At 59.8% G+C, this 24598-nt stretch carries 19 protein-coding genes; 7 read left to right on the forward strand and 12 right to left on the reverse strand.

The genetic code is table 11. The features are described 5' to 3' along the window. Position 1: 1 nt before the first annotated feature. The 10 genes from era to CRD18_RS06255 all read right to left on the reverse strand — a co-directional run bounded on the left by era (position 2) and on the right by CRD18_RS06255 (position 10752). Complete coding sequence (era, locus tag CRD18_RS06210; RefSeq protein ID WP_187406600.1) at positions 2-943, reverse strand: GTPase Era; 942 nt, start codon at positions 941-943, stop codon at positions 2-4. 4 nt (positions 944-947) lie between these two features. Further along, positions 948-2276: a hemolysin family protein gene (locus CRD18_RS06215; protein ID WP_016423115.1), complete on the reverse strand. Its 1329-nt coding sequence runs from the start codon at positions 2274-2276 to the stop codon at positions 948-950. Then, positions 2273-2806 (reverse strand): rRNA maturation RNase YbeY, encoded by a 534-nt coding sequence (gene ybeY, locus CRD18_RS06220; protein ID WP_005511056.1) that lies wholly within the window; start codon positions 2804-2806, stop codon positions 2273-2275. Before ybeY ends, CRD18_RS06215 begins: the two co-directional genes overlap by 4 nt. Before the next feature lie 16 nt (positions 2807-2822). Then, positions 2823-3851: a PhoH family protein gene (locus tag CRD18_RS06225; protein WP_070549896.1), complete on the reverse strand. Its 1029-nt coding sequence runs from the start codon at positions 3849-3851 to the stop codon at positions 2823-2825. Between the two features lie 12 nt (positions 3852-3863). Beyond that, on the reverse strand, positions 3864-4643 hold the full coding sequence (locus tag CRD18_RS06230) for a 16S rRNA (uracil(1498)-N(3))-methyltransferase (RefSeq protein WP_070827319.1): 780 nt from the start codon (positions 4641-4643) through the stop codon (positions 3864-3866). A gap of 44 nt (positions 4644-4687) precedes the next feature. Continuing rightward, entirely contained in the window at positions 4688-5818 is a 1131-nt protein-coding gene (gene dnaJ / locus CRD18_RS06235; protein WP_049170716.1) for a molecular chaperone DnaJ, read from the reverse strand. A 2-nt stretch (positions 5819-5820) separates the two neighbouring features. Beyond that, positions 5821-6858 carry a heat-inducible transcriptional repressor HrcA gene (gene hrcA, locus CRD18_RS06240; RefSeq protein WP_016423119.1) on the reverse strand — a complete coding sequence of 346 codons (1038 nt, stop codon included), beginning with the start codon at positions 6856-6858 and terminating at the stop codon, positions 5821-5823. 9 nt (positions 6859-6867) lie between these two features. Next, entirely contained in the window at positions 6868-8031 is a 1164-nt protein-coding gene (gene hemW / locus CRD18_RS06245; protein ID WP_016423120.1) for a radical SAM family heme chaperone HemW, read from the reverse strand. Continuing rightward, on the reverse strand, positions 8028-8714 hold the full coding sequence (locus tag CRD18_RS06250) for a hypothetical protein (RefSeq protein WP_016423121.1): 687 nt from the start codon (positions 8712-8714) through the stop codon (positions 8028-8030). Before CRD18_RS06250 ends, hemW begins: the two co-directional genes overlap by 4 nt. Positions 8715-8919: 205 nt before the next feature. Then, positions 8920-10752 (reverse strand): long-chain fatty acid--CoA ligase, encoded by a 1833-nt coding sequence (locus CRD18_RS06255; RefSeq protein WP_016423122.1) that lies wholly within the window; start codon positions 10750-10752, stop codon positions 8920-8922. A gap of 154 nt (positions 10753-10906) precedes the next feature. Between CRD18_RS06255 and malQ the strand changes: the two genes are divergently transcribed. After that, positions 10907-13126, forward strand: coding sequence for a 4-alpha-glucanotransferase (gene malQ, locus CRD18_RS06260; RefSeq protein WP_049189616.1), 2220 nt, complete (start codon positions 10907-10909; stop codon positions 13124-13126). Positions 13127-13485: 359 nt separating this feature from the next. On the opposite strand, the gene CRD18_RS06265 is transcribed toward malQ, so the two are convergent. Both CRD18_RS06265 and CRD18_RS06270 read right to left on the reverse strand, forming a co-directional pair. Continuing rightward, positions 13486-13701 (reverse strand): hypothetical protein, encoded by a 216-nt coding sequence (locus tag CRD18_RS06265; protein WP_042388817.1) that lies wholly within the window; start codon positions 13699-13701, stop codon positions 13486-13488. A 75-nt stretch (positions 13702-13776) separates the two neighbouring features. Then, positions 13777-15831 carry a M3 family metallopeptidase gene (locus CRD18_RS06270; RefSeq protein ID WP_016423125.1) on the reverse strand — a complete coding sequence of 685 codons (2055 nt, stop codon included), beginning with the start codon at positions 15829-15831 and terminating at the stop codon, positions 13777-13779. A 108-nt stretch (positions 15832-15939) separates the two neighbouring features. Here CRD18_RS06270 and CRD18_RS06275 point away from each other — a divergent pair, with 108 nt between their 5' ends. The 6 genes from CRD18_RS06275 to CRD18_RS06300 all read left to right on the forward strand — a co-directional run bounded on the left by CRD18_RS06275 (position 15940) and on the right by CRD18_RS06300 (position 24595). Then, on the forward strand, positions 15940-17214 hold the full coding sequence (locus CRD18_RS06275; RefSeq protein ID WP_070653265.1) for a carboxylesterase family protein: 1275 nt from the start codon (positions 15940-15942) through the stop codon (positions 17212-17214). 231 nt (positions 17215-17445) lie between these two features. Next, entirely contained in the window at positions 17446-17934 is a 489-nt protein-coding gene (locus CRD18_RS06280) for a PH domain-containing protein (protein WP_049170706.1), read from the forward strand. A 60-nt stretch (positions 17935-17994) separates the two neighbouring features. Next, entirely contained in the window at positions 17995-19314 is a 1320-nt protein-coding gene (locus CRD18_RS06285) for a PH domain-containing protein (RefSeq protein ID WP_070653227.1), read from the forward strand. Between the two features lie 108 nt (positions 19315-19422). Continuing rightward, complete coding sequence (gene treS, locus CRD18_RS06290; protein ID WP_049192866.1) at positions 19423-21234, forward strand: maltose alpha-D-glucosyltransferase; 1812 nt, start codon at positions 19423-19425, stop codon at positions 21232-21234. Between the two features lie 32 nt (positions 21235-21266). After that, positions 21267-22619 (forward strand): hypothetical protein, encoded by a 1353-nt coding sequence (locus CRD18_RS06295; RefSeq protein WP_049170698.1) that lies wholly within the window; start codon positions 21267-21269, stop codon positions 22617-22619. Positions 22620-22678: 59 nt separating this feature from the next. Further along, on the forward strand, positions 22679-24595 hold the full coding sequence (locus CRD18_RS06300) for an ABC transporter ATP-binding protein (RefSeq protein ID WP_070600905.1): 1917 nt from the start codon (positions 22679-22681) through the stop codon (positions 24593-24595). Positions 24596-24598 lie beyond the last annotated feature (3 nt).

Here is a 24598-nt window from a genome sequence, read left to right on the forward strand (position 1 = left end):
TTTAGAATCCCAACTTGCCCAGCTGCTTCGGGTCCGACTGCCAGTCCTTCAGCACCTTCACGCGCAGGTCAAGGTAAACATTCTGACCGAGCAGCGCAATGAGTTCCTTACGAGCTTTGTGAATGGTGGTGCCCATGCGTCGACCGTCGCGCCCCATGAGGATGGACTTCTGCCCCGAACGCTCGACATAGATAACGGCGTGGACATCCAGGACGCTTTCGCGATCCTGGTTTGGCAGCACCTCATCGATCTGGACTGCCACGGAATGCGGCAACTCATCGCGCAGACCGCCGAGGGCCGCCTCGCGGATGAGCTCTGCCATCCGGGTGTGCAGATCCTCATCGGTGATGTGCCCCTTCGGGTACAGGCGCGGTCCCTCCGGCAACTGGGAAGCCATGACATCAATCAGCGTGTTGATGTTCTCGCCGGACTTCGACGACAGTGGCACCAGCTCGGCATCCGAACCGAGCAACTCCTGCAGCTCGATAAGGCGCTCAATAATGGTGTCGCGCGAGACCTTATCCACCTTGGACACAATGCCCATGATGTTCTTGCAACCTTTGGAGACGTTCTCGTAAATCCAGCGGTCACCGGGGCCAATTTTCTCGTCGGCAGGCACGACCATCGCGACCAAGTCCACATCGGAGTAGGTCTCCTGAACCATGTCATTCAGGCGCTCACCGAGCAGCGTGCGTGGCTTGTGCAGACCTGGCGTATCCACGACAACGATCTGACAGTTCTCGCGGTGGACTACACCTCGGACTGGATGACGCGTGGTTTCCGGCTGGTTAGCGGTAATAGCGATCTTCTCGCCCACCAGGGAATTGGTCAGCGTGGACTTACCGGTATTCGGACGCCCCACAATGGAAACGAACCCAGAGCGAAAGCCCTCCGGCGCACTGTAATCATCAGCATCTCCGCCAAGTCCAGCATTGGCCAGCATGTCATCAAGATTGCCCATCAGTATCTTCTTCCTCGGAGTAAAACTCCGCAGTCGGCTCCACCACCACAGTGCGTACCCGCATACGACCACGACGGTCACGCGAGCCCTCGGCGGTAAACTTCAGTCCTGCATATTCTACGTACGAACCGGGCAGTGGCACACGTCCAAGCTCATATGCCAACAGACCGGAGACCGTATCCACCTCATCGGTGACCTCGTCATCGAAGACGAGTTGGCGCCCGTGGGCTTCGTCGTAAAGCTCTATGAGCTCGCCCAAGCTGAGGCGCGCCTGCACGCGGTAGGAGGCATCCCCCAGTGGTTCGATGGGGGCCTGCTCGGCCTCGTCGTATTCGTCGGCAATCTCACCGACAATCTCCTCGAGGATGTCCTCAATAGAGATAAGACCGGCGACCGATCCGTATTCGTCGATGAGAATGGCGATGTGATTGCGGGTGCGCTGCATTTCATCGAGCAGATCATCCAGTGGCTTGGAGTCGGGAACAAAAACGCAGTCGCGCATGACTTCGGAGACGCGAACACCGCGGCCACCATCAGTACGCGAGTACGTCTGCTGGACAATGTCCTTCAAGTAAATGACGCCGACGATGTCCTCAACGCTCTCGCCAATCACCGGCAGTCGCGAGTGACCCGACTTCACGCATAGGGCCACTGCCTGACCACAGTGCTTATCCGCCTCAATCCACACCATCTCTGGGCGCGGAACCATAACAACGCGTGCCGACGTTTCCGCGAGATCGAACACAGACTGAATCATGCGGCGCTCATCGTGCTCCACAATGCCGCGCTCCTGGGCGATATCGACCATCTCGCGCAACTCGACTTCAGTGGCGAACGGGCCATCGCGGAAGCCACCACCAGGGGTGATGATGTTGCCGAACCAAATCAGCAACTTTTCCAGTGGCCCCAACACCTTGGCCATAAAACTCAGAACGACCGCGGTGGCGAGGGAAATCGAGTACGGATTCTTCCGACCCATCGTGCGGGAAAACACCCCGAGGACCAGGAAGGTGAACAGAGCCAACAACACCACTGCAGCCACAATGGCCCAGCGTTCCGGCTCGAAAAGCTTGAGACAGACCGCCGCCAGCGTCACTGCACCGATTGACTCGCACAGCGTCCGCAAAATCACCAGCACATTGACGTGCCGAGCGCGATTTTCTACGACCTTGAGAAGCGCATTAGCACCCGCGACCTCGTCACGCTGCAGCTCAGCCACGCGTGCACGGGAAATGCCTGCGACCGCAGTTTCGACTGTGTTAAGTCCGCCAGCGCAGATCATCGCCACAACGGCGACAATTATCAAAGTGATCATCGCTCGTTAGAACGTTCCGGGAACGCATTGGGGTTAATCGGTTTTTCGGAAAAACTGACACCACGACGATCGATGTCGTCGTACCAGTCCGCCAACAGACCATTCTGCAGGGAGAACATCTGGCGCTCTTCCTCAGCAGTGACGTGGTCATAGCCCAACAGGTGCAGCACACCATGCACGGTGAGCAGCACCAGCTCGTGGCTCAGAGGGTGGCCTGCGCGCTCAGCCTGGCCCGCAGCGAACTCGGGGCACAACACGATGTCGCCAAGCATGGCAGGTCCTGGGCTGGCAGCATCGGGGCGACCAGAGCCGGGAGTGAGCTCATCCATCGGGAAGCTCATCACATCCGTCGGCCCCGGCAGGTCCAGCCAGCGCACGTGGAGATCTTCAATCGTCTTCAAGTCGACAATGTGAATGCTCAGCTCAGCTGCCGGATGCACGTCCAGGCGGCCCAGCGCATAACGGGCAACGTCGATAAGCGACTCTTCATTGACGCCCTGACCGGACTCGTTGAAAACTTCAATGCTCATGTAATTTCAGCGTCCTTTATCGCTTTGTGGCGGACTGTCGCTTTTGTGGGGACTCGGCGCCCTGTTCAATACCTTCGTTATAGGCATCGTAGTCATCGTAGGCCTCGACAATTGCGGTTACCAGCGGGTTGCGCACCACATCCGCAGCCGCCAGCGCCGGAAAAGCGATTCCCGGCACACTGCGCAGCACCTCACGGGCGACAGCTAGACCGGACTTCTGCCCTCGAGGCAGGTCGACCTGGCTGGCGTCACCGGTGATGACCATCTTCGAACCGAAGCCCAGGCGGGTGAGGAACATTTTCATCTGCGCCGGAGTAGTGTTCTGTGCTTCGTCGAGAATGATGAACGCATTGTTCAAGGTACGACCGCGCATGTACGCCAGCGGTGCGACCTCCACTACCCCAGTTTCCATCAGCTTTGGAATCAGCTCTGGCTCAAGCATTTCGCGCATCGCATCGTGCAATGGGCGCAGGTAGGGGTCAATCTTCTCGTGCAGAGTACCCGGCAGGAAGCCCAGGTTCTCACCCGCCTCCACTGCGGGGCGAGTCAGAATAATGCGTTCTACCTGCTTATTCTTCAGTGCAGCAACCGCCTTGGCCATGGCCAAGAAGGTCTTGCCCGTACCGGCTGGGCCGATACCGAAAACAACGTTATAGCGGTCGATGGCATCGACGTAGTTCTTTTGTCCCTCGGTCTTGGGACGCACGGTCTTGCCACGATGTGTCACGATGCCGCCACCGAGCACCTCGCTGGCGGACTTCTCCCCGCGATCCACAATGCCCACCGCGTGCCGCACCGACTCCGGGGAGAGCTCGTGCCCACGACGGGCCATTGCCTCTAGCTCCTTGAACGCGCGGACAGCCAACGAAACATCCGCCGGAGCACCCTTGATTGTCACAACTCCGCCGCGGACATGAATATCCGCTGCCAGCAGAGATTCCAGCAGACGTAGGTTCTGATCCGCATGACCGACCACAATCGGCGCGAGATTGTCATCGAGCTCGACGACGGCAGTGGTACGAGCAGTTACTGAATACTTTGTCATTATGCGTCTATCCTACTGACCAGGCGTGGGTGCGCCGCCCCAGCGCTTTGTCAACGGGCCCAGTGCGCAAAGAGCAGCAGCTCCCGCGAGGGCGCTGCGGAGAACTGTCGGGCCGAGTACTACCGAGCTAGCACCTGCGGCGCGGAAGGCCTCGAGTTCCCCAGGGCTGACTCCCCCTTCTGGGCCGACGATGAAAAGAACCTTGTCAGCGTTTGCTGCCTGCGCGGCGAAGTCCACGAACGGAGCTGTTTCCTCCTCGTGCAAAACTGCTGCCACACCACCTGCTGACGTGGTTTCCTGGATGAGTTGCTCAATATCGGCGGAGCTATGCAGGTCAGCGACCGGCGGAATCCATGCACGACGAGCCTGCTTGGCTGCCTCGCGCGCAGCCGACTGCCACTTTGCGCGCGCCTTGGTGACCTTTGCTGCACCCTGCCAACGGGCCACACAGTTCACTGCCGCCCACGGGATAATCTCGTCAACCCCAGCCTCGGTCATCAAGTCAACAGCGAGCTCGGCACGATCCGACTTCGGCAACGCCTGCACTACCGTGACGTGCGGCGTTGGACGTGCACGCTTCTCGGCAGCGATTACGCGGACGTGAACCTCGCGCGGGTCAACATGCATAAGCTGTGCTCGCACCACCTTGTCCGCACCATTGGCAAGAAGAATCTCCGAGCCCTCCTTCAGCCTGCGAACGCTGATGTGCTTTGCCTCCGACCCGAGGATTCGAATGATTTCTTCCGGGCGCGGCAGCTCGGTGAACTCACCGAGGAATACGGGCAAACTCATGTGTGCTTCACACTCACTGGAGGGGGCTTTGGGGATGGCGTGTTCTAACGGCGGCGGAATCGGGAGAAGAAACCGTTGCGCTCACTCGAGTCTGCCACCTTGGCATCATCATCGCGGTGCTCGCGTAGCTTCTCCAGCAGCTCGCGGGACTTGCGGTCCAGCTTCGTCGGCACCGTGACATCGACGTGTGCGACCACGTCGCCGTTGCCCTCGCCGCGCAGATGCGGCATGCCCTTACCCGACAGACGAATCTGCTCTGCCGGCTGGGTGCCCGAATCAACCTTGATGGTCATTGGTTCGCCGAGCAGGTCGTCGACCTCAAACTCGGTACCAAGTGCGGCATCAGCCATGGGCACCTGCACGTTAAAGTGCAGATCATCGCCCTCACGCTCGAATACAGGGTGCGGGTCCATGGCAACTTCCACGTAGAGGTCACCCGCCGGGCCACCGCCCGGACCGACCTCGCCCTGCCCTGCCATGCGAATACGCATGCCATCAGAGATACCTGCCGGAACGTTGACCGTCAGATCACGGCGAGCACGGACGCGGCCATCGCCACCGCAGTTGTTACACGGATCGGGGATGATCTCGCCGGTGCCCTCACAAGTCGGGCACGGCCGCGAGGTCATCACATTGCCCAGGAAGGAACGCTGGACCTGCTGAATCTCGCCAGTGCCATCACAGCTGGTACACATCTTCGGCTTGGATTTGGACTTCGAGCCAGTTCCCTCGCACTGCTCACACAGCACCGCGGTGTCCACCGTGATGGGCTTGCGGACACCGGTGAATGCCTCATCGAGGCCCAGCGAAATACGCAGCAGCGCATCTGCACCTGGCTGTACACGCGAGCGGCGCTGGCGGGTACCGCCGGCACCGCCGAAGAATGCTTCGAAGATATCGCCGACTCCGCCGCCACCGAAACCGCCGAAACCTCCGCCTGGCATACCGCCCTGCGGATTGAGAGGATCTCCTCCCATATCCACAATCCGGCGCTTTTCAGGATCCAGCAGGACCTCGTTCGCCTCAGATGCCTCACGGAACTTCTCCGCAGCTTCTTCATCACCCGGATTACGGTCTGGGTGGTACTTGAGCGCCAGCTTTCGGTACGCCTTCTTAATCTCAGCGTCCGTAGCGTCCTTCTCCACTCCGAGGATGCCGTAATAGTCGCGTGCCAACTTTAGCTACTTCCTTTCAATACCCGGCCAACGTACTGTGCAACAGCAGCAACCGAGGAAATTGTTCCCGGATAATCCATAAATGTGGGGCCAACTACGCCCATGCCACCCAAAATTTCGGTGCCGGTGCCATAGCCAGTTGAAACAACTGAGGTAGCGCGCAGCTCCTCGTCCTCGTTTTCCTCACCGATGGAAACGCGAACGTGGTGCAAATCCTGCGCGGCCGACAGCAGTTTCAGCACGACCACCTGTTCTTCGAGAGCTTCAAGAACCATGGGCAACGTAGAAGGTAAGCGACCGGCCATATTACCACGGGTCAAATTCGATGCCCCGGCCAGGATGAGTCTGTCATTCGGCTTCTCAATCAACGACTCCACCAGCACCGTCGAGCAGCGAATAAGCACATCCCGCAAATCACGCGGGGCGTTAGCCGCAAGATCGGAAATCGCAATCGACGCGTCGGCAAGCGTGTGCCCCGACATTGCACGGTTGAAATGCTCACGCAAGAGCGGCACGAGATCGGGATCCATCGGTGCTGGCAGCTCAACATTGCGCTGCTCCACGCGCCCGGTGTCAGTGATGACTACCAGCAACAATCGCGCGTCGGCGAGCTGGACAACCTCGCAGTGCCGGACGCGGGAGACCTCCAGCGTCGGTACCTGCACCACTGCGACCTGACGGGTTAGCTGGGCCAGCAGCTGCACACTGCGACGCAGAACGTCCTCCAAATCGACGCCGCCTTCGAGGAACTCGAGGATAGCTCGGCGCTCAGCCCGGGACAGCGGCTTAATCTGCGAAAGATTGTCCACAAAAAGGCGGTAGCCCTTCTCAGTCGGGATACGCCCGGACGATGCATGTTCCTGCTGGATATAGCCCTCGGCCTCCAGCACCGCCATGTCATTTCTAATGGTCGCCGAGGACACACCCAGATTGTGGCGCTCCACCAGAGCCTTCGAGCCGACTGGCTCCTGGGAAGCTACGTAATCCGAGACAATTGCCCGAAGAACTTCCTGCCTGCGCTTATCCGTCTGAGATGACATGCGGATAGTTTAACTAAGGATGTCAACAATTATTGCGTCGGCCAGCAAACGACCGCGATTGGTCAGCTGAATCCGCTGGCCACAATCGACGGAAACAAACTCCACCATGCCCGCTTCCGCTTGCCGACGTGCCTTGCCCAGCTCATCCTCTCCGAGCAGATTGGCATCGATACCCTCGGCCAAGCGGAGGCCCAGCATAATCTTCTCAGTGTGCCGATTCTCGGCCGTTAGCCCTTCTGAATCCTTAATCGGCAACTCTCCGCCGGAAATGGTCGCCGCGTAGCGAGCCGGATGCTTGACGTTGTAAAACCTCGTGCCATCCAGATGCGAATGGGCACCGGGGCCCGCACCCCACCAATTTCCATCGCGCCAGTAGAGCATATTGTGACGACATTGGCCGCCCGGTTTCGCCCAGTTGGACACCTCGTACCAGGAGAAACCGGCTTGACTCAGTGCGGCATCGATGCGCTCGTAGCGGTCGGCGAGATCGTCGTCGTCAGGCATGGGCAGTTCACCGCGACGAACCTTACGCGCCATCGCGGTACCCGGTTCGACGATCAGCGAGTACGCCGAAACATGATCGACCTCCGTGGCCAGGACCGCCTCCAACGTCGTATCGAGATCCGCCATCGACTCCCCTGGCGTGCCATAGATAACGTCGAGGTTGATGTGCTCAAAACCGGCAGCGCGTGCCTCCGCCACTGCCGCCGCAGGACGCCCCGGCGTGTGCGTACGATCCAGAGTGGCCAGCACATGCGGCACAGCCGACTGCATGCCCAGACTCACCCGGGTAAACCCTGCCTCGGCCAAGCCTTCGAAAAACTCCGGGGAGGTCGACTCGGGATTCGACTCGGTGGTGACCTCGGCGTCGTCGGCAAGCCCAAAGCTGTTGCGCACACCGTCGAGCAGGCGACGAAGACCACTCGCCCCCAACATCGACGGCGTACCACCGCCGACGAATACGGTATCGGCGCCACGCGCTAGTTCGGGGTGCTTTACGACGGCCATCTCGAGCTCAGCCACGATGGCATCGAGGTAGTCTCCCTGCGTTGCGCCACTGCCCAGCTGACCTGGCGTGTACGTGTTGAAATCACAGTAGCCACAACGGGTGGCACAGAATGGGACGTGTAAGTAGACACCGAAGGAATCGGTGTGTGCGGAGGCTTCGCTCACGCATGCTCCTTGGCTCGACGTTGCTTGACGCGGCGGACAATTTCATCGATGCGGGCACGTTCCATCAGGAACTCCGGAGGCCTACGGCCGCGCAGCGCATTGGCAACTGCCGGATGAGTCTCGGGAACAGCAACACACCAAGCGGCGGCAGCGGACAGTGCACGGCGGCCAGACTGTGCGTAAAGCTGCGGAAGCACCACACTACCGAGCTTTTCCACGCCTCGGATGTTTTCGGCGGAAACCCAGTCGGCGAGTTCCTCCAGGTAAGAAGCCACGGCATCGGAGCGAGCAATCATTGCCTGCGTGACCGTAGGGACTGCAACCGGATGCTTCAAAGGAGCCGGAATGAGCGACAGTGACTGCACATCCGGCGACTTCGGTGCCGGATGCGGGTGTCGACGCGGTGTCGAAGCGGAGGAAAGAGTACCGATGCGCCCCGAGCGAATGCCGGAGGTAAACGCTTGGCGTAGACCATCAAGCTCACCAATCAGAGGGCGGCAGTCCTCAACGGCCTCGTCGACGATGTCAGCGAGCTCGAGGACACATTCGTCCACCAGCTCACGATCTACATCAGCAACCGCCTGAGCAAGGTGCTCGATGTGTTCGGCAACTTCGTCACCAATGTCGTAGAGCTCTTGGGTCACTTCGCGCAGGCGTAGCCGAGCATCGAAGTGGTTAATCATTGCCCGCCCTCCCACGACATCTTCGGCGCCGGTGACATCATTGCAGTCTTCCGCTTTCGAATATCGACGAACATTGACGAATGCCGACTTTCGAAAACTGAAAACTCCTTAAAAATTTCTAGCGCCCCTCACCTTAATGGGGTGAGGGGCGCTAGCGCGGTAACAACACGCTGCCGTTTTCTATCGGCAGCGGGTAGACCGTGAATTAACGCTGGTAGAGAGCCTCAATGTCACGCGAGTAGTTGTCCATGACAATGTTGCGCTTGACCTTCATGGTCGGGGTCAGCTCGCCGCTTTCCTCGGTGAAGTCACTGTCCAGAATATGGAACTTCTTAATGGCCTCTGCGTGAGAAACCAGCTCGTTAGCGGAGTTGACGGCGTCCTGAATCTCGGCGCGCAAAACTGCGCTGGAGGCAGCGAGTTCACGGATCGAGGTGTGCTCGGGGACGGAGTGCTCAATCTTCCACTTCTCCAGTGCCTCCTCATCGAGAGTGACCAACACGGAGACGAACGGACGACCATCGCCGATGACGACTGCCTGGGACACCAGCGGGTGCGCACGCATGCGGTCTTCCATCGGGCCCGGCGCGACATTCTTACCACCTGCGGTGACAATGAGGTCCTTCTTGCGGCCGGTGATCTTCAGGTGGCCTTCTTCGGTCAGCTCACCGAGGTCACCAGTCTTAAACCATTCGCCGTCGATGAAGGCTTCCTTGGTTGCCTCTTCGTTCTTCCAGTAGCGGTCGAACACAACCGGACCACGGAGCAGAACTTCGCCGTCATCAGCGATAGCGGCGGAGCAACCACCGACCGGACGACCAACGGTACCAATAATCTGCTCGCTCGGGTTGTTCACGGTGACGGCAGCCGTGGACTCAGTCAGACCGTAGCCTTCGTAGACAGGCACACCGAGACCACGGAAGAAGTGCCCGAGGTCAGAGGACAGAGCCGAACCACCGGAAATGGTGTACTGCACGGCCTCACCCATAGCTGCGCGAATTTTCGAGAACAGCAGGCGATCGTAGAGCTGGCGACGCAGCTTCAAGACACGCGACGGACCTGCCGGAGTATCCAGTGCCTTGGAGTACTCGATGGCGGTGGCCTCAGCACGCTCGAACATGGCCAGGCCGAATGCGCCCTTCTCCTTAGCGGAGGCGTAGGCGGAGTCACGAACCTTCTCGAACACGCGCGGCACACCGAGAATCATGTGCGGACGGGAACGCTGGAACTCCAGGGTGACGGTCTTGGTATCAGCCCAGTGAGACTGGGTAGCACCGGAAATCATCGAAGCCAGGGACACTGCGTGAGCCAACACGTGCGCCAACGGCAGGAAGGTCAGAATGCGGTTCCCCGGACGGGCAATCAGGCCAATCTCGTTGGTGAGGATGGCGCGGGCCTCCGCCAGCCAGTTGCTGTGCAGGAGCACGCAGCCCTTCGGACGACCAGTGGTACCGGAGGTGTAAATCACGGTTGCCAGGTCGTCGGCCTTGGTGTCCTTGATGCGGCGCTCGACCTCGTCGCCGTCAATGTCACGGCCTTCGTAGCTAATGGTGTCAGTAGCGGAAGCGTTAATCTCCAGTACACGACGCAGCTGAGACTCGCCCTCCGGGTTCTCGGTGCCCTTTTCGACCAGCAGAGGCTTCATGCGGTCGGTGTGCTCACGCGACTCGGTAAATGCGAAAACAGCACCGGAGTTTTCAATAATCCAACGAATCTGGCCAGACGAAGAAGAGCCGTAAATCGGGACAACAGCAGCGCCTGCCATCCAGATAGCGGTATTGATCAGGTTCCACTCGTAGCGAGTCTCACTGAGCAGCGCTACGCGGTCGCCCGGCTGAACACCGTTGGCAATTAGCCCCTTAGCGACGCCCTTTGCCTCGTCATAGAACTCCTGAGCAGTGACATTTACCCACTCAAAGTTCTTGGGGCGAGTGAAAAGCACCAGCTTCGGGCGCTTCTGCACCAGCTCCTGCAGCGAGGTAATAATCGTTTCGTCCTCGCCGATGACGTATTTCGCCTCGGTAGTATATTCACGCATCGAGTTACAAACCCCTACTTTCGGTAGTTCTGTCCGTCGTTGGTTTCGTTAGGAATCAACTTAGAACATCAAACCCTGCGCCGTTGTGATTTCAGTAAATATTTCGATAACGAAGTGATTTACCTTACTACTGGCAAAGTTTTTCTAAACTGGCATGATGGAAAGGGTGACACAGGCAGCTTCCAATCCTCCCCTTTCCTCTCCACTCGCCGACCTCGCTAAAGATGTCGGAGTTGGGGTTTCCTACTACTCCACCGAGGGCCAACTCGTGCACGTCTCTCGTGAGACAGTGCTAAAAACTCTCGCTGCTCTCGACATCGATCTGGGCCCAGATCCCAGCGATGCCGACATCAACGACGCCCGTCGTGAGTGGGCAGACACGCAGTGGTCTCGCCTTCTCCCGCCCGTGGTAGTTACCCGCCAGGGCATCTTCCACCGAGTTCTGGTTCACGTACCGCACGGCAGCAATGTCAGCGTGACTGTGAAACTGGAGGACGGCGCAGAATGGCCCTGCGCTCAGGTGCACCACTTGGTACCGCCACGCCAGGTCGGCGATGTGTTGATGGGTGAAGCCGCCTTCGCAATTCCAGAGGATCTGCCACTTGGTTGGCATCGCTTGCGCGCAGTCAACGATGACAACGTCGCTGAGTGCGATGTGGCCGTAACCCCCAACCGTCTCGCCACTGCCGACAAGTACGTGCAGAATCCTGCGCATGGTGTCATGGCACAGCTGTACTCGGTACGCTCCAGCCGCAGCTGGGGTATTGGCGATTTCGCTACCCTCGGCGACTTGGCACAGGTCAGTGCAGAGCACGCGGGCTCTGATTTCGTCCTCATCAATCCGTTGCACGCCGCAGAGCCACTGCCTCCGGTAGAAGACTCGCCGTACCTGCCCACCACGCGCCGCTATGTCAATCCGCTGTACGCGCGCCCAGAGCTTATCGACGAGTTCGGGTACCTGGACAAGGACGAGGCCGATGAAGCCCGTGCGCTAGCGAACTCTTTCCACCAGCTCAATCACAGCCCTGATGAGATTGACCGCAACCCCATCTACGCTGCAAAGCTCAAGGTATTGCGGGCAATTCACAAGATCCCCCTGTCCAGCGCACGCCAGGCGGAATTTGACCGTTGGCTGGAGGCCGAGGGCCGTGGCATATACGACTACGCGTCGTGGTGCACCGAGCGCGAGCTCGCGGATCGCGCTGCTGCCCGCGATGCTGCACGCGCTGCCACTTCCGATTCTGGTGCCGTAACCGAGAACGATATCGAGTTGGTTCCACCGTTGGGTAACCACGCCAGTGTCGAATCTCTGCGGGAGGAAATCTTCCAGTTCCACCTCTGGGTGCAGTGGATTCTCGATCAGCAGCTCGGCCAGGCACAAGAGGCAGCCCTGGATGCGGGTATGCGCATCGGCATCATGGCCGACCTTGCCGTCGGCGTGCACCCTGGCGGCGCGGATGCCGAGAACCTTGCGGATTGGCTCGCTCCTGCTATCTCTGTTGGCGCACCGCCAGACGGTTTTAACCAGCGCGGCCAAGACTGGTCGCAGCCGCCGTGGAACCCGCACAAGCTAGCCGAGGCCGGCTACCGCCCCTGGCGCGACATGCTGCGCACAATCCTTCGCCACGCAGGTGGCATTCGTGTTGACCACGTGCTGGGTATGTTCCGCCTCTGGGTCATGCCGCGGATGGAGTCCCCCGTCAATGGCACCTACCTGTACTTCGACCACGAGGCAATGGTCGGCATTCTCGCACTTGAGGCCGAGCTCGCTGGGGCCGTCGTCGTAGGCGAAGACCTGGGCACTTTCGAGCCGTGGGTGCAGGACTACCTGGCCTCGCGGGGCATCATGGGCACCTCGATCGTGTGGTTTGAATCCGAGGGCGACCAGCCGAAACCACCAAGCGCTTACCGCAGCCTGTGCCTGTCCTCCGTCACCACGCACGATCTGCCGCCGACGGCAGGCTACCTCGCAGGCGAGCACATCAAGCTACGGGAACGCCTGAGACTATTGCTTTCCGACGTCGCGGAGGAAGACCGCCGGGACTTCGAGTGGATTCGAAAGGTTTTGGGTGCGGCCAAGGAAGCCGGCTGCTTTGGTGACACGGCTGCGGCGGACATGGATGTTCATTCCCTTACCCGCGATAATCTGCCACCAATTGACGCACTGGTCACGGGGCTGCACCGCTTCCTCGACCAGACGCCATCCGCGCTGAAGTGTGAGGCCTTGGTGGACATGGTCGGCGATCGTCGTACTCAGAACCAGCCGGGCACGAGCCACGACCAGTACCCGAACTGGTGCATTCCGCTAACCGATGCCGAGGGCAAGGCCGTGCTTGTCGAGGACCTGCCTCGCTTCCCCGGATTCAAGCGTTAATTGGTTCGTGAGCGACTAATCCCTCATTTTTGCTGTTCACCGATCTTTCAGGTTATATGCCCGGCACTAAAACCGAGGCTAAAACTGGAAATCGGTGACTGCACCAGCGATGAGGATGAGAAGAAGCAAAACGATTAGGGCAAGTAGGACCTTCGAGTGCCTCGACCGATGCATGCTAACTCAGCTCCCTACTGCGAAATATTTGCGAACTACCCAACTCTAGCCTGTTGGGCAAATTTCCTAATACTTTAAGACATACCTTAGGGCAGCGATAGCGACCCAACACTTAAAGGGGGCTTCTCCCAGCTCAATTCATCGGGTCTCTCGGTGAGCTATCCGCAAGGCCACTACCTCTTCGGCTAGCTCTCGCTGCCCGCTCCTCGACGCTCCTGCGAACGCTCCCGCCGATGCACCGACCTCTGCCACAGACGTCCGCTGACAACATCGATTGCGCCAACGAGAACGAAAGCAAGAAACCCTCCGACTACCAGGAGAACCACGCATAGCACGCTGACCTGCGCAAGCAGTGGCAATTGGATAAGCCACTGCCCTACTCTGTCGAATGCTTCTGCCATGAGTGTCAACCTACCCTGCCGGTGACCGGAATAACCAGTGGGCGGCGGTCGCGGGGCTCGTCGTAAAGCGTGAAGCTAGGCATCAGTGCCCGACAGCCCGCGGCGTTCGAGGAGCGGCTGGATGTCCTTATCGCGACCTCGGAAGGCACGGTAGGCGGCCATGAAGTCGATGGCGCCACCACGGGAGAGAATCTCCTCGCGGAAGTGGCTGCCGCCGCTGATTGTGGCACCGCCGTTGTCGGTGAACCAACCGAAACCGTCCGCGTCGAGCACCTCTGCCCACAGGTAGGAGTAATAGCCCGCCGAGTAACCGCCGGCGAAGATGTGGTTGAAGTAGCGGGAGCGGTAACGCGGAGCCAGGTGGGGAACGTCGAGGCCGAGTTCAGCGAGTGCTTCCGCTTCGAAGGCATCAACATCAGTGACCTGAGCTGCTTCCTCCTCGGTGAGGCTGTGCCAGGCCAGATCGATGGCGCACGCGGCGAGGTACTCAACCGTGGCGAATCCCTCACCAGCGGTGCGGGCCTTCTTCACAGACTCGACTAGCTCGGCCGGGATCGGCTCACCGGTACGAACGTGGACGGCGTAATTGGCCAGAATGGATGGCTCAAGTGCCCAGTTCTCGTTAATCTGGGAGGGGAATTCCACGAAGTCGCGCGGGACGTTAGTGCCCGAGAAGGTCGGGTACGTGACGTCGGAAAGCAGACCGTGGAGGGCGTGCCCGAACTCGTGGAAAGCAGTGGTGACCTCGTCGAGCGTCAGTAGCACCGGGGTTCCCGGCTCGGTTTCGGCGATGTTCATCACGTTGACCACGACTGGCAGGCGCCCCAGCAGACGGGACTGGTCCCTAAACGAGCTCATCCATGCACCACCGCGCTTAGTCGGGCGCGAGAAGTAGTCCGTAATAATCAGGCCGATGGTCTCGCCTCCGCCCTGGCGTACCTCCCACACGGTCGTGCCCGGCGCGTATCCCTGCAGGTCCTCGCGCTTGACTACCTCGATGCCGTAGAGCTTGCGGGCAGCGTAGAACACGCCGTCTTCGATGACACGGTGCAGCTCGAAGTAGTTCTTGAGTTCCTCCGTGTCGACTGCGAATTCTTCCGCTTTACGACGGCGCTCCCAATACGGCCAGTCAGCGCCCGTGACCGTCTCACCGCCAGCCAGATCAGCGACCCGCTTGTACTCGCCTTCAGCATTGGCAATGGCAGCTGGCGCCAGGTCTGCAATGAGCTTCCGAGCAGCCTCTGCGGTGGTTGCCGTCTCCTTGGCAATGACGTAATCCGCATGCGTGTCGTAGCCGAGCAGCTTGGCACGGCGGGCACGCAGGCGCGCCATTTCCAGCACAATGCCGGAGTTGTCGAACGTGCCGGAGGCAGCACCCGCACGCCCCAGTGAGGCTTCATAGAGCTTGGCGCGAGTAGCCGGATTATCCAGGTCAGCCAGCTGTGCCGGAGTTGACGGTAGGTCCAGCGGAATCAGCCACGGCGCATCGGTGTCGGCCTTTTTCGCGTAGGCGGCGAAGGACGCAATGGCGTCGTCGGAAAGCCCGGCGAGTTCCTCGCGGTCGTAGATCTCCACGGCGCGCGCGACGGTGTCCTTCAGTAGGTTTTCACCGAAAGCCGTGGAGAGCTCAGAGAGACGGGAATTGATGCGGCTGAGCTCGGCTTTGTCCTCGTCGCTGAGGTCCGCACCGGCGCGCTGGAAGTCTTCGCGGACTTTCTTCAGCAGCAGCTTCGCCTCTTCCGGATTGGCGGCATCCTCAACGCTGTCGATGGCATTGATGCGCTGCCACAGGTCACTGCGCATGCGAATCTGATCCAGGTGTGCAGTGAGCTGCGGGGCAATCTCGGCTTCAATTTCCATGCGGACATCGGTGGCGTCCGTGCCGGCAACGTTGAAGAAATAAGCAGCGACGCGGTCCAGATCCTGGCCCGCCTTTTCCATTGCCTCGATGGTATTAACAAAGGTCGGCGCCTCCGACGACGTGGCGATGGCGTCGATCTCGCGTGCATGGCTGCGCATTGCTTCGCTAAAGGCCTCGCGGACGTGGCTGTCATCGATTGCCGCAAAATCTGGCAATTCGCAGAACAATTCTGACGGTGTCAACAGTGGATTTCGTGCATCATTGGTCATAGTGAATTCAACTGTAGCGTGCTCGAAAAACCAGAGTGCGCCTACCGTCTGAAACAGGCTCCCCGCCGTTCTGGCAGGACCAACCGTGACGAGGAGGCGTTTTCCGCCATGACAGAGACGACTATTTCCGCTCCCTGTGGGAGGCTAACCGGCCGTATTCACGATGACGCAATACAAGTTTTCAATATCGATTACGCAGATGCTGCTCCGTTCGCCGCGTCGGCACCGGTGGCTGACGGGCCACAGTCAGGCACTCGGCGCTGTGAACCCGAGCGCGAATTAGTTCTCACCGTCACCGCACCGGCTGAGCCCGCGGACGCTTCCTATCCCGTATTGCTGTGGATCCACGGTGGTAGCTACGAGTTTGGGCATCCCTCCGAGCCCTGGACGGACGCGACGGCCTTCGCACAGGCAGGCATCGTCACCGTTTCGCTCGGATACCGCAAGGGCCTCGAGGGATTCTGGCGCGACAGTGAAACAGAGACCTACCGGGCCATTGATGACCTGTATCTGGGGCTGCAGTGGGCTCGTCGTAACGCGCCTGCCTTCGGCGGCGATATCGACAACATCACTATCTCGGGGCAATCGGCGGGTGCGGCGCTGGCGCTCACTCTCGCTGCCGACGAACGCACTCGCGGCCAGATCCAGCGCACCATCGCCATGTCGCCGGCCTTCTCGCTGCTGTCGGGCTCGCGTCTCCGCCGCACGTTGGCGGGCATCGGTGTGGGACGTGCGCCGTCCACCGACATCTTTTCGCGTGCCGACGAACGCAGGGTCGCTCGAGCCCAGAAATTGGTGTCGGCATCCTCACCTTCGGATCCGGCAATTGGGCCTCGCTTTGACAGCTTTGCTCCCACACTGCCAACGATGGTGACTGCCACCAGCGAAGAGTTCTTCTCAGAACCGCCGGTTGTGGCGATGGACAAGTTGCCCATGCGGGAGTGGATGGCTCGGCGCTACGCCAAGGGGCATCGCGGCCACGGCGAATTTCCGGCCACCGCCTATGCCGAACGTCCGATGGGGAATGTCATTTCTGACTCAGCGATTCGCTCATACGCTGTTAAAGTCGCCGAACGGTCCGTGGCGGCTGAGCTGGATGTGTGGGCGGCACAGTTCGAACCGGGAGAAGGGTTGGGCTATGCACCTGCTGGCCGCACCAGTGGTGCTCCGCACTGCATCGACATTGCACGCTTCTTCGGTATGAAGGAACCCAACCATCCATTCCACCAAGTGGCGGTCGAGTTCATCCGCGAAGGCACCTCACACATGCCCCGCTACAACAATGACCGCAAGGTGACCACCTTTGCTGGCGCTGACGCCCAGGCAGTCGAGGACATTGCCATCGATGCGTGGGCGGCTCCGCGCCAGCTCTTTGGCGCATAAGGCATAAGGCGGGTGAGGCTTGCGCTGGTTAGCGCTGTGCTGTTGTGCTCAACAACTGAGCCCAGCGACTTAAGCTGGCAAAGTCTGCATGTACCGATAAATCTCGACGCAGACCAAAATGGTGATCAGCGTGATAAGTACTGCTATGAGTTTCCTGCGATCCATAGCCACCGTTCTTACCGAAGCACCAGGCCAGACGCAAGCTTTACCCTCTGTGGTTAACTGTCAACTATGGAGCCGCTTGATTTATTAGTCCCCGAGAATTCCGCGCTGCAGCCGGTCGACCCCGCGCTGGCTAAGGTGAAGCGAGTCGCGCACGCCGCTCCCCTGCTAGTTATCACGATTGCATCCGTCGTCGCCGCTGTGATGTGGACTCCGTGGATGTGGTTGGGCGTCCTCGCCTGCGTGCTCTACTTCGCATATATCTACTGGCTCATCGGTCGACGAGTTCGTGCCCACCGATACCTCGAAGAGGACAACGACTTCATTGTTGCGTCCGGACGCTGGTGGCGCTCGGTCACTGTCGTCCCTTACGGACGAATCCAGTTCATCGACATCGATGAAGGACCTCTCCTTCGACTATTCGGACTGGCAACGCTGAAGCTCAACACAGCATCGGCGAGCTCGGATGCAGCCGTCCACGGTTTGCCACGTGAAGAAGCGCTCGCCCTGCGCGCTCGTCTATCTCAGCGCGCCCACGACCGGATGGCGGGTCTCTAAATGAGGCATAGAGTTCATCCCCTATCTCCGCTGCTCAAAAGCTTTGCCACAATCGCTGCGGTGACTGCATTCGCAGTCGCGAATCAGTGGCAGTTGGCCGTTGCGGTCGTGACTCAGCTCTACGACTGGGCATGGCTCGGTCTCCTTGTCGGTACCGGTGCGGTCGCCATAATTATTGGTCTGATTGCATTTTTCTCGTGGCTGTCCTGGCGGTATACGTTCTACGAGCTCACCGACGATGAGGTTCGCTACGGCTCCGGATGGCTACTGCGTTCTCGACGCGCGGCACGGCTCGACCGCGTGCAGGCGGTGGATATCAACCAACCATTGTTGGCGCGCATTTTCGGGCTCGCCGAAATTGTCATTGAAACAGCCGGCGGCTCCGATTCACACTTCACAATCAAATACCTCACTCCCCCGCAGTGCGAACAGTTCCGCGCTGACGTGTTGGGTGAGGTAGAAAAGCTGGACACCGAGCTGGCACGTTCGCTTTACGACGGCGACAGCTCCACCGCGCCCCTCGACTCCGGCGCTCACATGTCCTCTCGCATGCCCGAAGCGAAGACCATCTTTGGCCCGGTCGATGTCGGACGGCTGATTGCATCCGTGGCCATTGGACCCGGTCTTTTCGTCGGCATAGCTCTCATCCTCCTCGCCGTTGTCTCTGCGCTGTTTACCGACCTCATCGTAGAAATCCTCAGCGGAGTAACCATCACTACTCTGATTGTGATTGGCAGTTTCGCTGTCGGCCTTTTCGGGGTACTAAATCAGTCGTGGGATTTCACGCTGAAGGTATCGTCGGAAAGCAGGCGTCTGGCGATTACCGCCGGACTGTTGTCGACGCGCGCTCAGACCATTCCCATTGATCGCATTCATGGCTTTAAAGTGGTGCAACCGCTCTGGTGGCGTCCGTGGAGATGGTCCCGTGCGGATGTCTCGGTGGCGGGCTATGGCCTGGACAGCACACAGTCGAACAACACACTGGTGCCAGTGGCGCCGACACCGGAGACGGACACGATTGTCGATTACCTGATGACTGAGATTGCGGGACCGGCCTCTACCGATGACCTGCTGGGCTCCTGGCAGACTCCACGCACGGCATGGTGGCTCAGCCCAATTGACTGGAAATTTCAAAAGGTGCAGGCCACGAAGCGGGGGCTGTTAGTGACCAAGGGTCGGTTCTGGCATACGCGGTTCATGGCCCCCTGGCAGCGCATCCAGGGGCATACACTAACCATTTCTCCGCTGAAGAAAGCGGCGGGAGTGGCGAACGTGCGGATCGACATGGTGCCGGGAGCGGTCACTCCGGTGGCAACGGAGTTGAAGTTGGATGATGCGTACCAGCTCGCTGCGTTAATTCAGGAACACAAGGCTGTTTAGAATGCTGTTTAATGAGGTCTCCCAGGACGGCCATCTCGCACGGTCTTGTGGGATCTCGCAGGAAAACTCTCTCTGCAGGCTAGTGGCATAGTCATTACGCTGGGATGCATGACTATCGCCAAGGAAGATTACGAGTGGTACCGCAGCGCGGTGTTCTATGAGGTGCTCGTCCGGGCCTTCTTCGACTCCGACAACAACGGCTCCGGCGACCTCAAAGGGCTGACGGAGAAGCTCGATTATCTGCAATGGCTGGGCGTTGACTGCCTCTGGCTGCCGCCTTTCTACGACTCCCCGCTGCGCGACGGCGGTTACGATATCCGCGACTTCCGCGCCGTGCTCGACGAGTTTGGCACGGTCGAGGATTTTAAGGTGCTTCTCGACGAGGCCCATGCGCGCGGTATCCGCGTTATTACTGACCTGGTGATGAACCACACCTCCGATAGCCATGAGTGGTTCCAGCAGTCGCGCACTGACCCCGATGGCCCCTACGGCGATTTTTATGTCTGGACTGACGACCCGGACACCTACTCGGGCGCACGCATTATCTTCGTCGATACCGAGGACTCCAACTGGACCTATGACCCGGTGCGTGGCCAGTACTACTGGCACCGCTTCTTCTCCCACCAGCCGGATTTGAACTATGACAATCCGGCGGTGCAGGAAGCGATGCTCGATGTGCTGCGCTTCTGGTCCGATCTCGGCATCGATGGCTTCCGCCTCGACGCTGTGCCCTACCTCTTCGAGCGCGAAGGCACTAACTGCGAGAACCTGCCCGAGACCCACGCTTTTCTGAAGCGCTGCCGCAAGGTCATGGATGAGGAATACCCGGGTCGCGTCCTGCTGGCGGAGGCCAACCAGTGGCCCTCCGATGTGGTGGAATACTTCGGCGACCCGGAGGTCGGCGGCGACGAATGCCACATGGCTTTCCACTTCCCGCTCATGCCACGCATTTTCATGGCGGTGCGAAAGCAGTCCCGCTTCCCCATCTCGGAGATCCTGGAGTCTACGCCAGAGATTCCGTCTTCGGCTCAGTGGGGAATCTTCCTGCGCAACCACGATGAGCTGACGCTGGAAATGGTCACCGATGCCGAGCGCGACTACATGTACGCCGAGTATGCGCACGATCCGCGAATGAAGGCCAACATCGGCATTCGCCGTCGTCTAGCGCCACTGCTGCAAAATGACCGCACACAGCTCGAGCTTTTCAATGCCCTGCTACTCTCCCTGCCGGGTTCGCCGGTGCTCTACTACGGGGACGAAATTGGTATGGGCGACAACATTTGGCTCGGCGACCGCGATGGCGTGCGCACACCGATGCAGTGGTCGCCCGACCGCAACGCCGGGTTCTCCAAGGCCGACCCCGGTCGGCTCTATCTGCCGACCATTCAGGATGCGACCTACGGTTACCAGGCGGTCAATGTCGAGAACCAAGCGAGCTACTCCAATTCGCTGTTGAATTGGGTGCGTCGACTGATCCAGGTCCGCAAGCGCTATGAGGCTTTTGGCCTCGGTGACTTCCGCGAGCTGAATAGCGACACCGCCTCTGTTCTGACCTATCTGCGCACATACGGCGACGAAGTGCTGCTGTGCGTCAACAACCTGTCCTCCTACCCCGCGGCCGTCTCGCTGGATCTGTCCGAGTTCGCCGGCGCCACCCCGGTAGAGCTCACGGGTTCGGTTCCCTTCCCCACAATTGGCACTGATCCCTACCAGATCACGCTTCCTGGTCACGGTTTCTACTGGTTCGAAATCCAGTTGCCGCCAGAGACAAACCTCGAATCGAGCGCCTCCATGTCGGCGCCGACAATCCCGGTTGCGCAGGCGATATCGGACGCGCCGGTGACGTCATCACGCGAGCACTCAGGCACCGCCGCCGATGCCGCAGCCGATGCCGTCACAAACGCCGATAATAAAGAGTGATCTTTTAAGTCCCGAAAGGCGAACGAACTGAAATGACTATTCCCACCGCCGATTTCATTGCCGAAGAGCTGGCAGACACACTGGTCAAGATGCGCTTTTTCGCTGACAAGGTCTCTGACATCGACCACGTCGAGATCCTCGCGCTTGACCCCGTACTGCGCGACAATCCCGACAGTCCCGATGTCGATATCGCATTGGTGAGGGTGCACACCGCGCATTCCGCACCGACCTATCAGCTGCCCATCGCTTGGGCGGAGGACGTCCCCGATGGCCACGAGCAGTCCCTGCTGGTTCGCGCGGAGGGCATCGTCGGCTACGACGCTCTGATTGATTCGGATGCCATCACAGCACTCGGCCAGAAGCTTTCCGACGAAGGCAAGCTCGGCCGCATGGAACTGCGACGTGTGCCGGGCTCTGAGCAGCTCCGACCGAAATCCGGCCGCCCCATGGGAGTCGAGCAGTCGAACACCTCGGTCATTTTCGACGACCGCGTGATGTGCAAGTTCTTCCGTCGCCTCTACCCCGGTACTAATGCCGATGTGGAGCTGCTGGCCGCACTGGCCCAGGCGGATTGCAAGTTCGTCCCTGAGCTCTACTCCTGGGTGGAGACCACCATTGGCGAAGACACCTACACCACCGCCATGCTGCAGGAATTCGCACCGAACTCGGTGGATGGCTGGGAGCTGGCTCTTGGCGCAGTCCGCGATGCCATCCGCGACAGTCAGACCCCGCTGGAAGATTTGGGCACCGACTTTACATCCGAAGCGCGTGCGCTCGGCGAAGCAGTGGCCTCGGTACACAGCAGCCTCGCTGCCGCTGTCGCGGTAAAGAAGCGTCTGACCGGTGCGGAGCTGGTAGCCCCACTGCGAGCTCGCCTGGACTTCGTCGCTGGTGTGGTGCCACAAATTGCTGAGGTCAAAGATAAAGCGCAGGCTATCTTCGATCGCGCGGAGGCTGCGGTTCCGGAAGGTGGTGCCGTCGTCCAGCGAATCCACGGTGATCTGCACTTGGGGCAGGTATTGCGCACGCCGAGCTCTTGGCGCTTGATTGACTTCGAAGGCGAGCCGTCGCGCCCGTGGGAGGAGCGCCGTCTGCCGGATCACCGCCTACGCGATATCGCCGGCATGATTCGCTCCTTCGATTACGCCGCTCATTACCCGCTGCTGACCGGACGTGAAGACACCGAGGCAGCTACCGAGCGTGTTGAGCAGTGGGCTCGCCGCAATATCGATGCGTTCTTGGAGGGCTATGGCGATGCCAGTGACCCGGCGCTACTGGAGGCCTTTGTACTGGATAAGGCCATCTACGAGTGCCTTTACGAAGCGCAGAACCGCCCCAACTGGCTGCCGCTGCCGCTTGGTGCTGTGCGCTCGCTGTTAGGATAGGGCTTTTGTCGCAGTAATTTCATCGCGGGAGTGATCCTCCCGCAAGATAGAGGTCTTTCGTGCGTCTGCTCAGCAGAATCCTGTCCACTACACGAGTGCTCTGGCCTTTCTATATCGGGGTCATCATCTGTTCGCTGGCCACCGCCGCCGCGTCGTTGATTAGCCCCTTCCTCATCCGCGATGCCACCGACGCCATCGTCGGCGCGGTGTCCAGCGATGAAGGCTTGAGCCAGGCGGCGATGTCCGATACCACTCGCACGGTAATCTGGCTGGTCATCGGGCTGCTAATCGCAGATCTGACGCAAACCATCGTGCATAACATCGGTGGTTACCTGGGCGATGTGATGACTGCGCGCATGCGCGAGATTCTGTCGACCCGCTACTATGCAAAGCTGCTGTCGCTGCCGCAACGCTATTTCGACAGTCAGGTCACCGGCACAATTATCGCCCGCCTGGAACGCTCGATTAGCAATATCACGCAGTTCCTCCAGGCGTTTTCCAACAACTTCTTCCCGATGCTGTTGACCGTCGGCGCGGTACTGGGCATCACTGCCTGGCACTACTGGCCCCTGGCGGTGCTATTGATTATCGTTTTCCCGGTCTACACCCTGCTGACCGCGCTGACCTCGAAGCGCTGGCAGAAGATTGAAGCGAAAAAGAACGAACAAATCGATATCGCCGGTGGCCGTTTTGCCGAGGTCATCGGCCAAGTCAAGGTTGTCCGCTCCTACACTGCGGAGCTGCGCGAAATCGCTTTCTTTGGTTCCCGCTTCCGCCGCACCATCTCCCTGACCCGCGATCAGTCAACGTGGTGGCACCGCATGGATGCCCTTCGCGGGGGTATTTTGAACATCATCTTCGCAGGCATTTACCTGCTGCTTTTCCTGCGTACGCTGTCGGGAGAATTCTCCATCGGCACCATGGTCATGCTCATTCAGCTGATTAACATGGCGCGCCAACCAGTGACCATGATGAGCTTCCTGGTCGACGCTGCCCAGCGCGCAGTCGCCGGTTCGCGCGATTACTTCAAGGTCATGGAGCTTACTCCAGAGACCCGCACGCAGCCGGAGCTGCTCAGTGCAGCGACCGCGAATAACGGCGACTTCGACTCCGCGTCCGTTGGTTCCACCGCAGACGCAGAGTCCGTCGACAGCGCCCACCGTTCCTCCCTGGAACGCGCAGCCGAACAGGAGGCAATTGGCGCTCCCATTGTCGACTTCGACGCAGTGGATTTTGCCTACGAAGAGGACAAGACGGTGCTCTCCAATGTCAGCTTCCAGGCGTACTCGGGCCAGAAAATCGCCCTGGTCGGCGAGTCGGGTGGCGGCAAGTCCACCATCGTCAACTTGCTGCTCGGCTTCTACGCCCCGACCGCAGGCCGCTTGAGCGTGCTGGGGTCGGATGTCTCCGAGGTTTCCGGTTCCACTCTGCGTGCTGGCTCTGCCGTCGTGTTCCAGGACTCGTCACTATTCTCCGGCACGATTCGGGAAAACATCGCCTACGGCAAACCCAACGCCACCGACGAAGAAATCATTGCCGCCGCGAAGAAGGCCAACGCCGACGACTTCATCCGCAGCTTCGCCGAAGGCTACGACACCACTATCGGCGAGCGAGGTCTGAAGCTCTCGGGTGGCCAGAAGCAGCGCATCGCCATCGCGCGCGCTATTTTGAAGGATGCTCCCCTGCTCATCCTGGACGAAGCCACTTCGGCGCTGGACACCAAGGCCGAACGCGAAGTTCAGCGAGGCTTGGACAAGCTGATGGAGGGACGCACAACGGTTATCATCGCCCACCGCCTGTCCACAATTTCCGATGTGGACACCATCGTGACGCTGCGTGACGGTCACGTCGACGAGGTGGGCGCACCCGCAGAATTGGCGCAGACTGACGGTATCTACGCCGAGTTGCTACGCCTGACGGCTTCGGCCTCGGCGGCGGATCGTCTGCGCCTGAAGAAGTACGGCATCAAGGGGTAACGC

It is taken from the genome of Corynebacterium sp. LK31 (genome assembly GCF_014335015.1).
GTDB classification, from domain to species: domain Bacteria; phylum Actinomycetota; class Actinomycetes; order Mycobacteriales; family Mycobacteriaceae; genus Corynebacterium; species Corynebacterium jeikeium_D.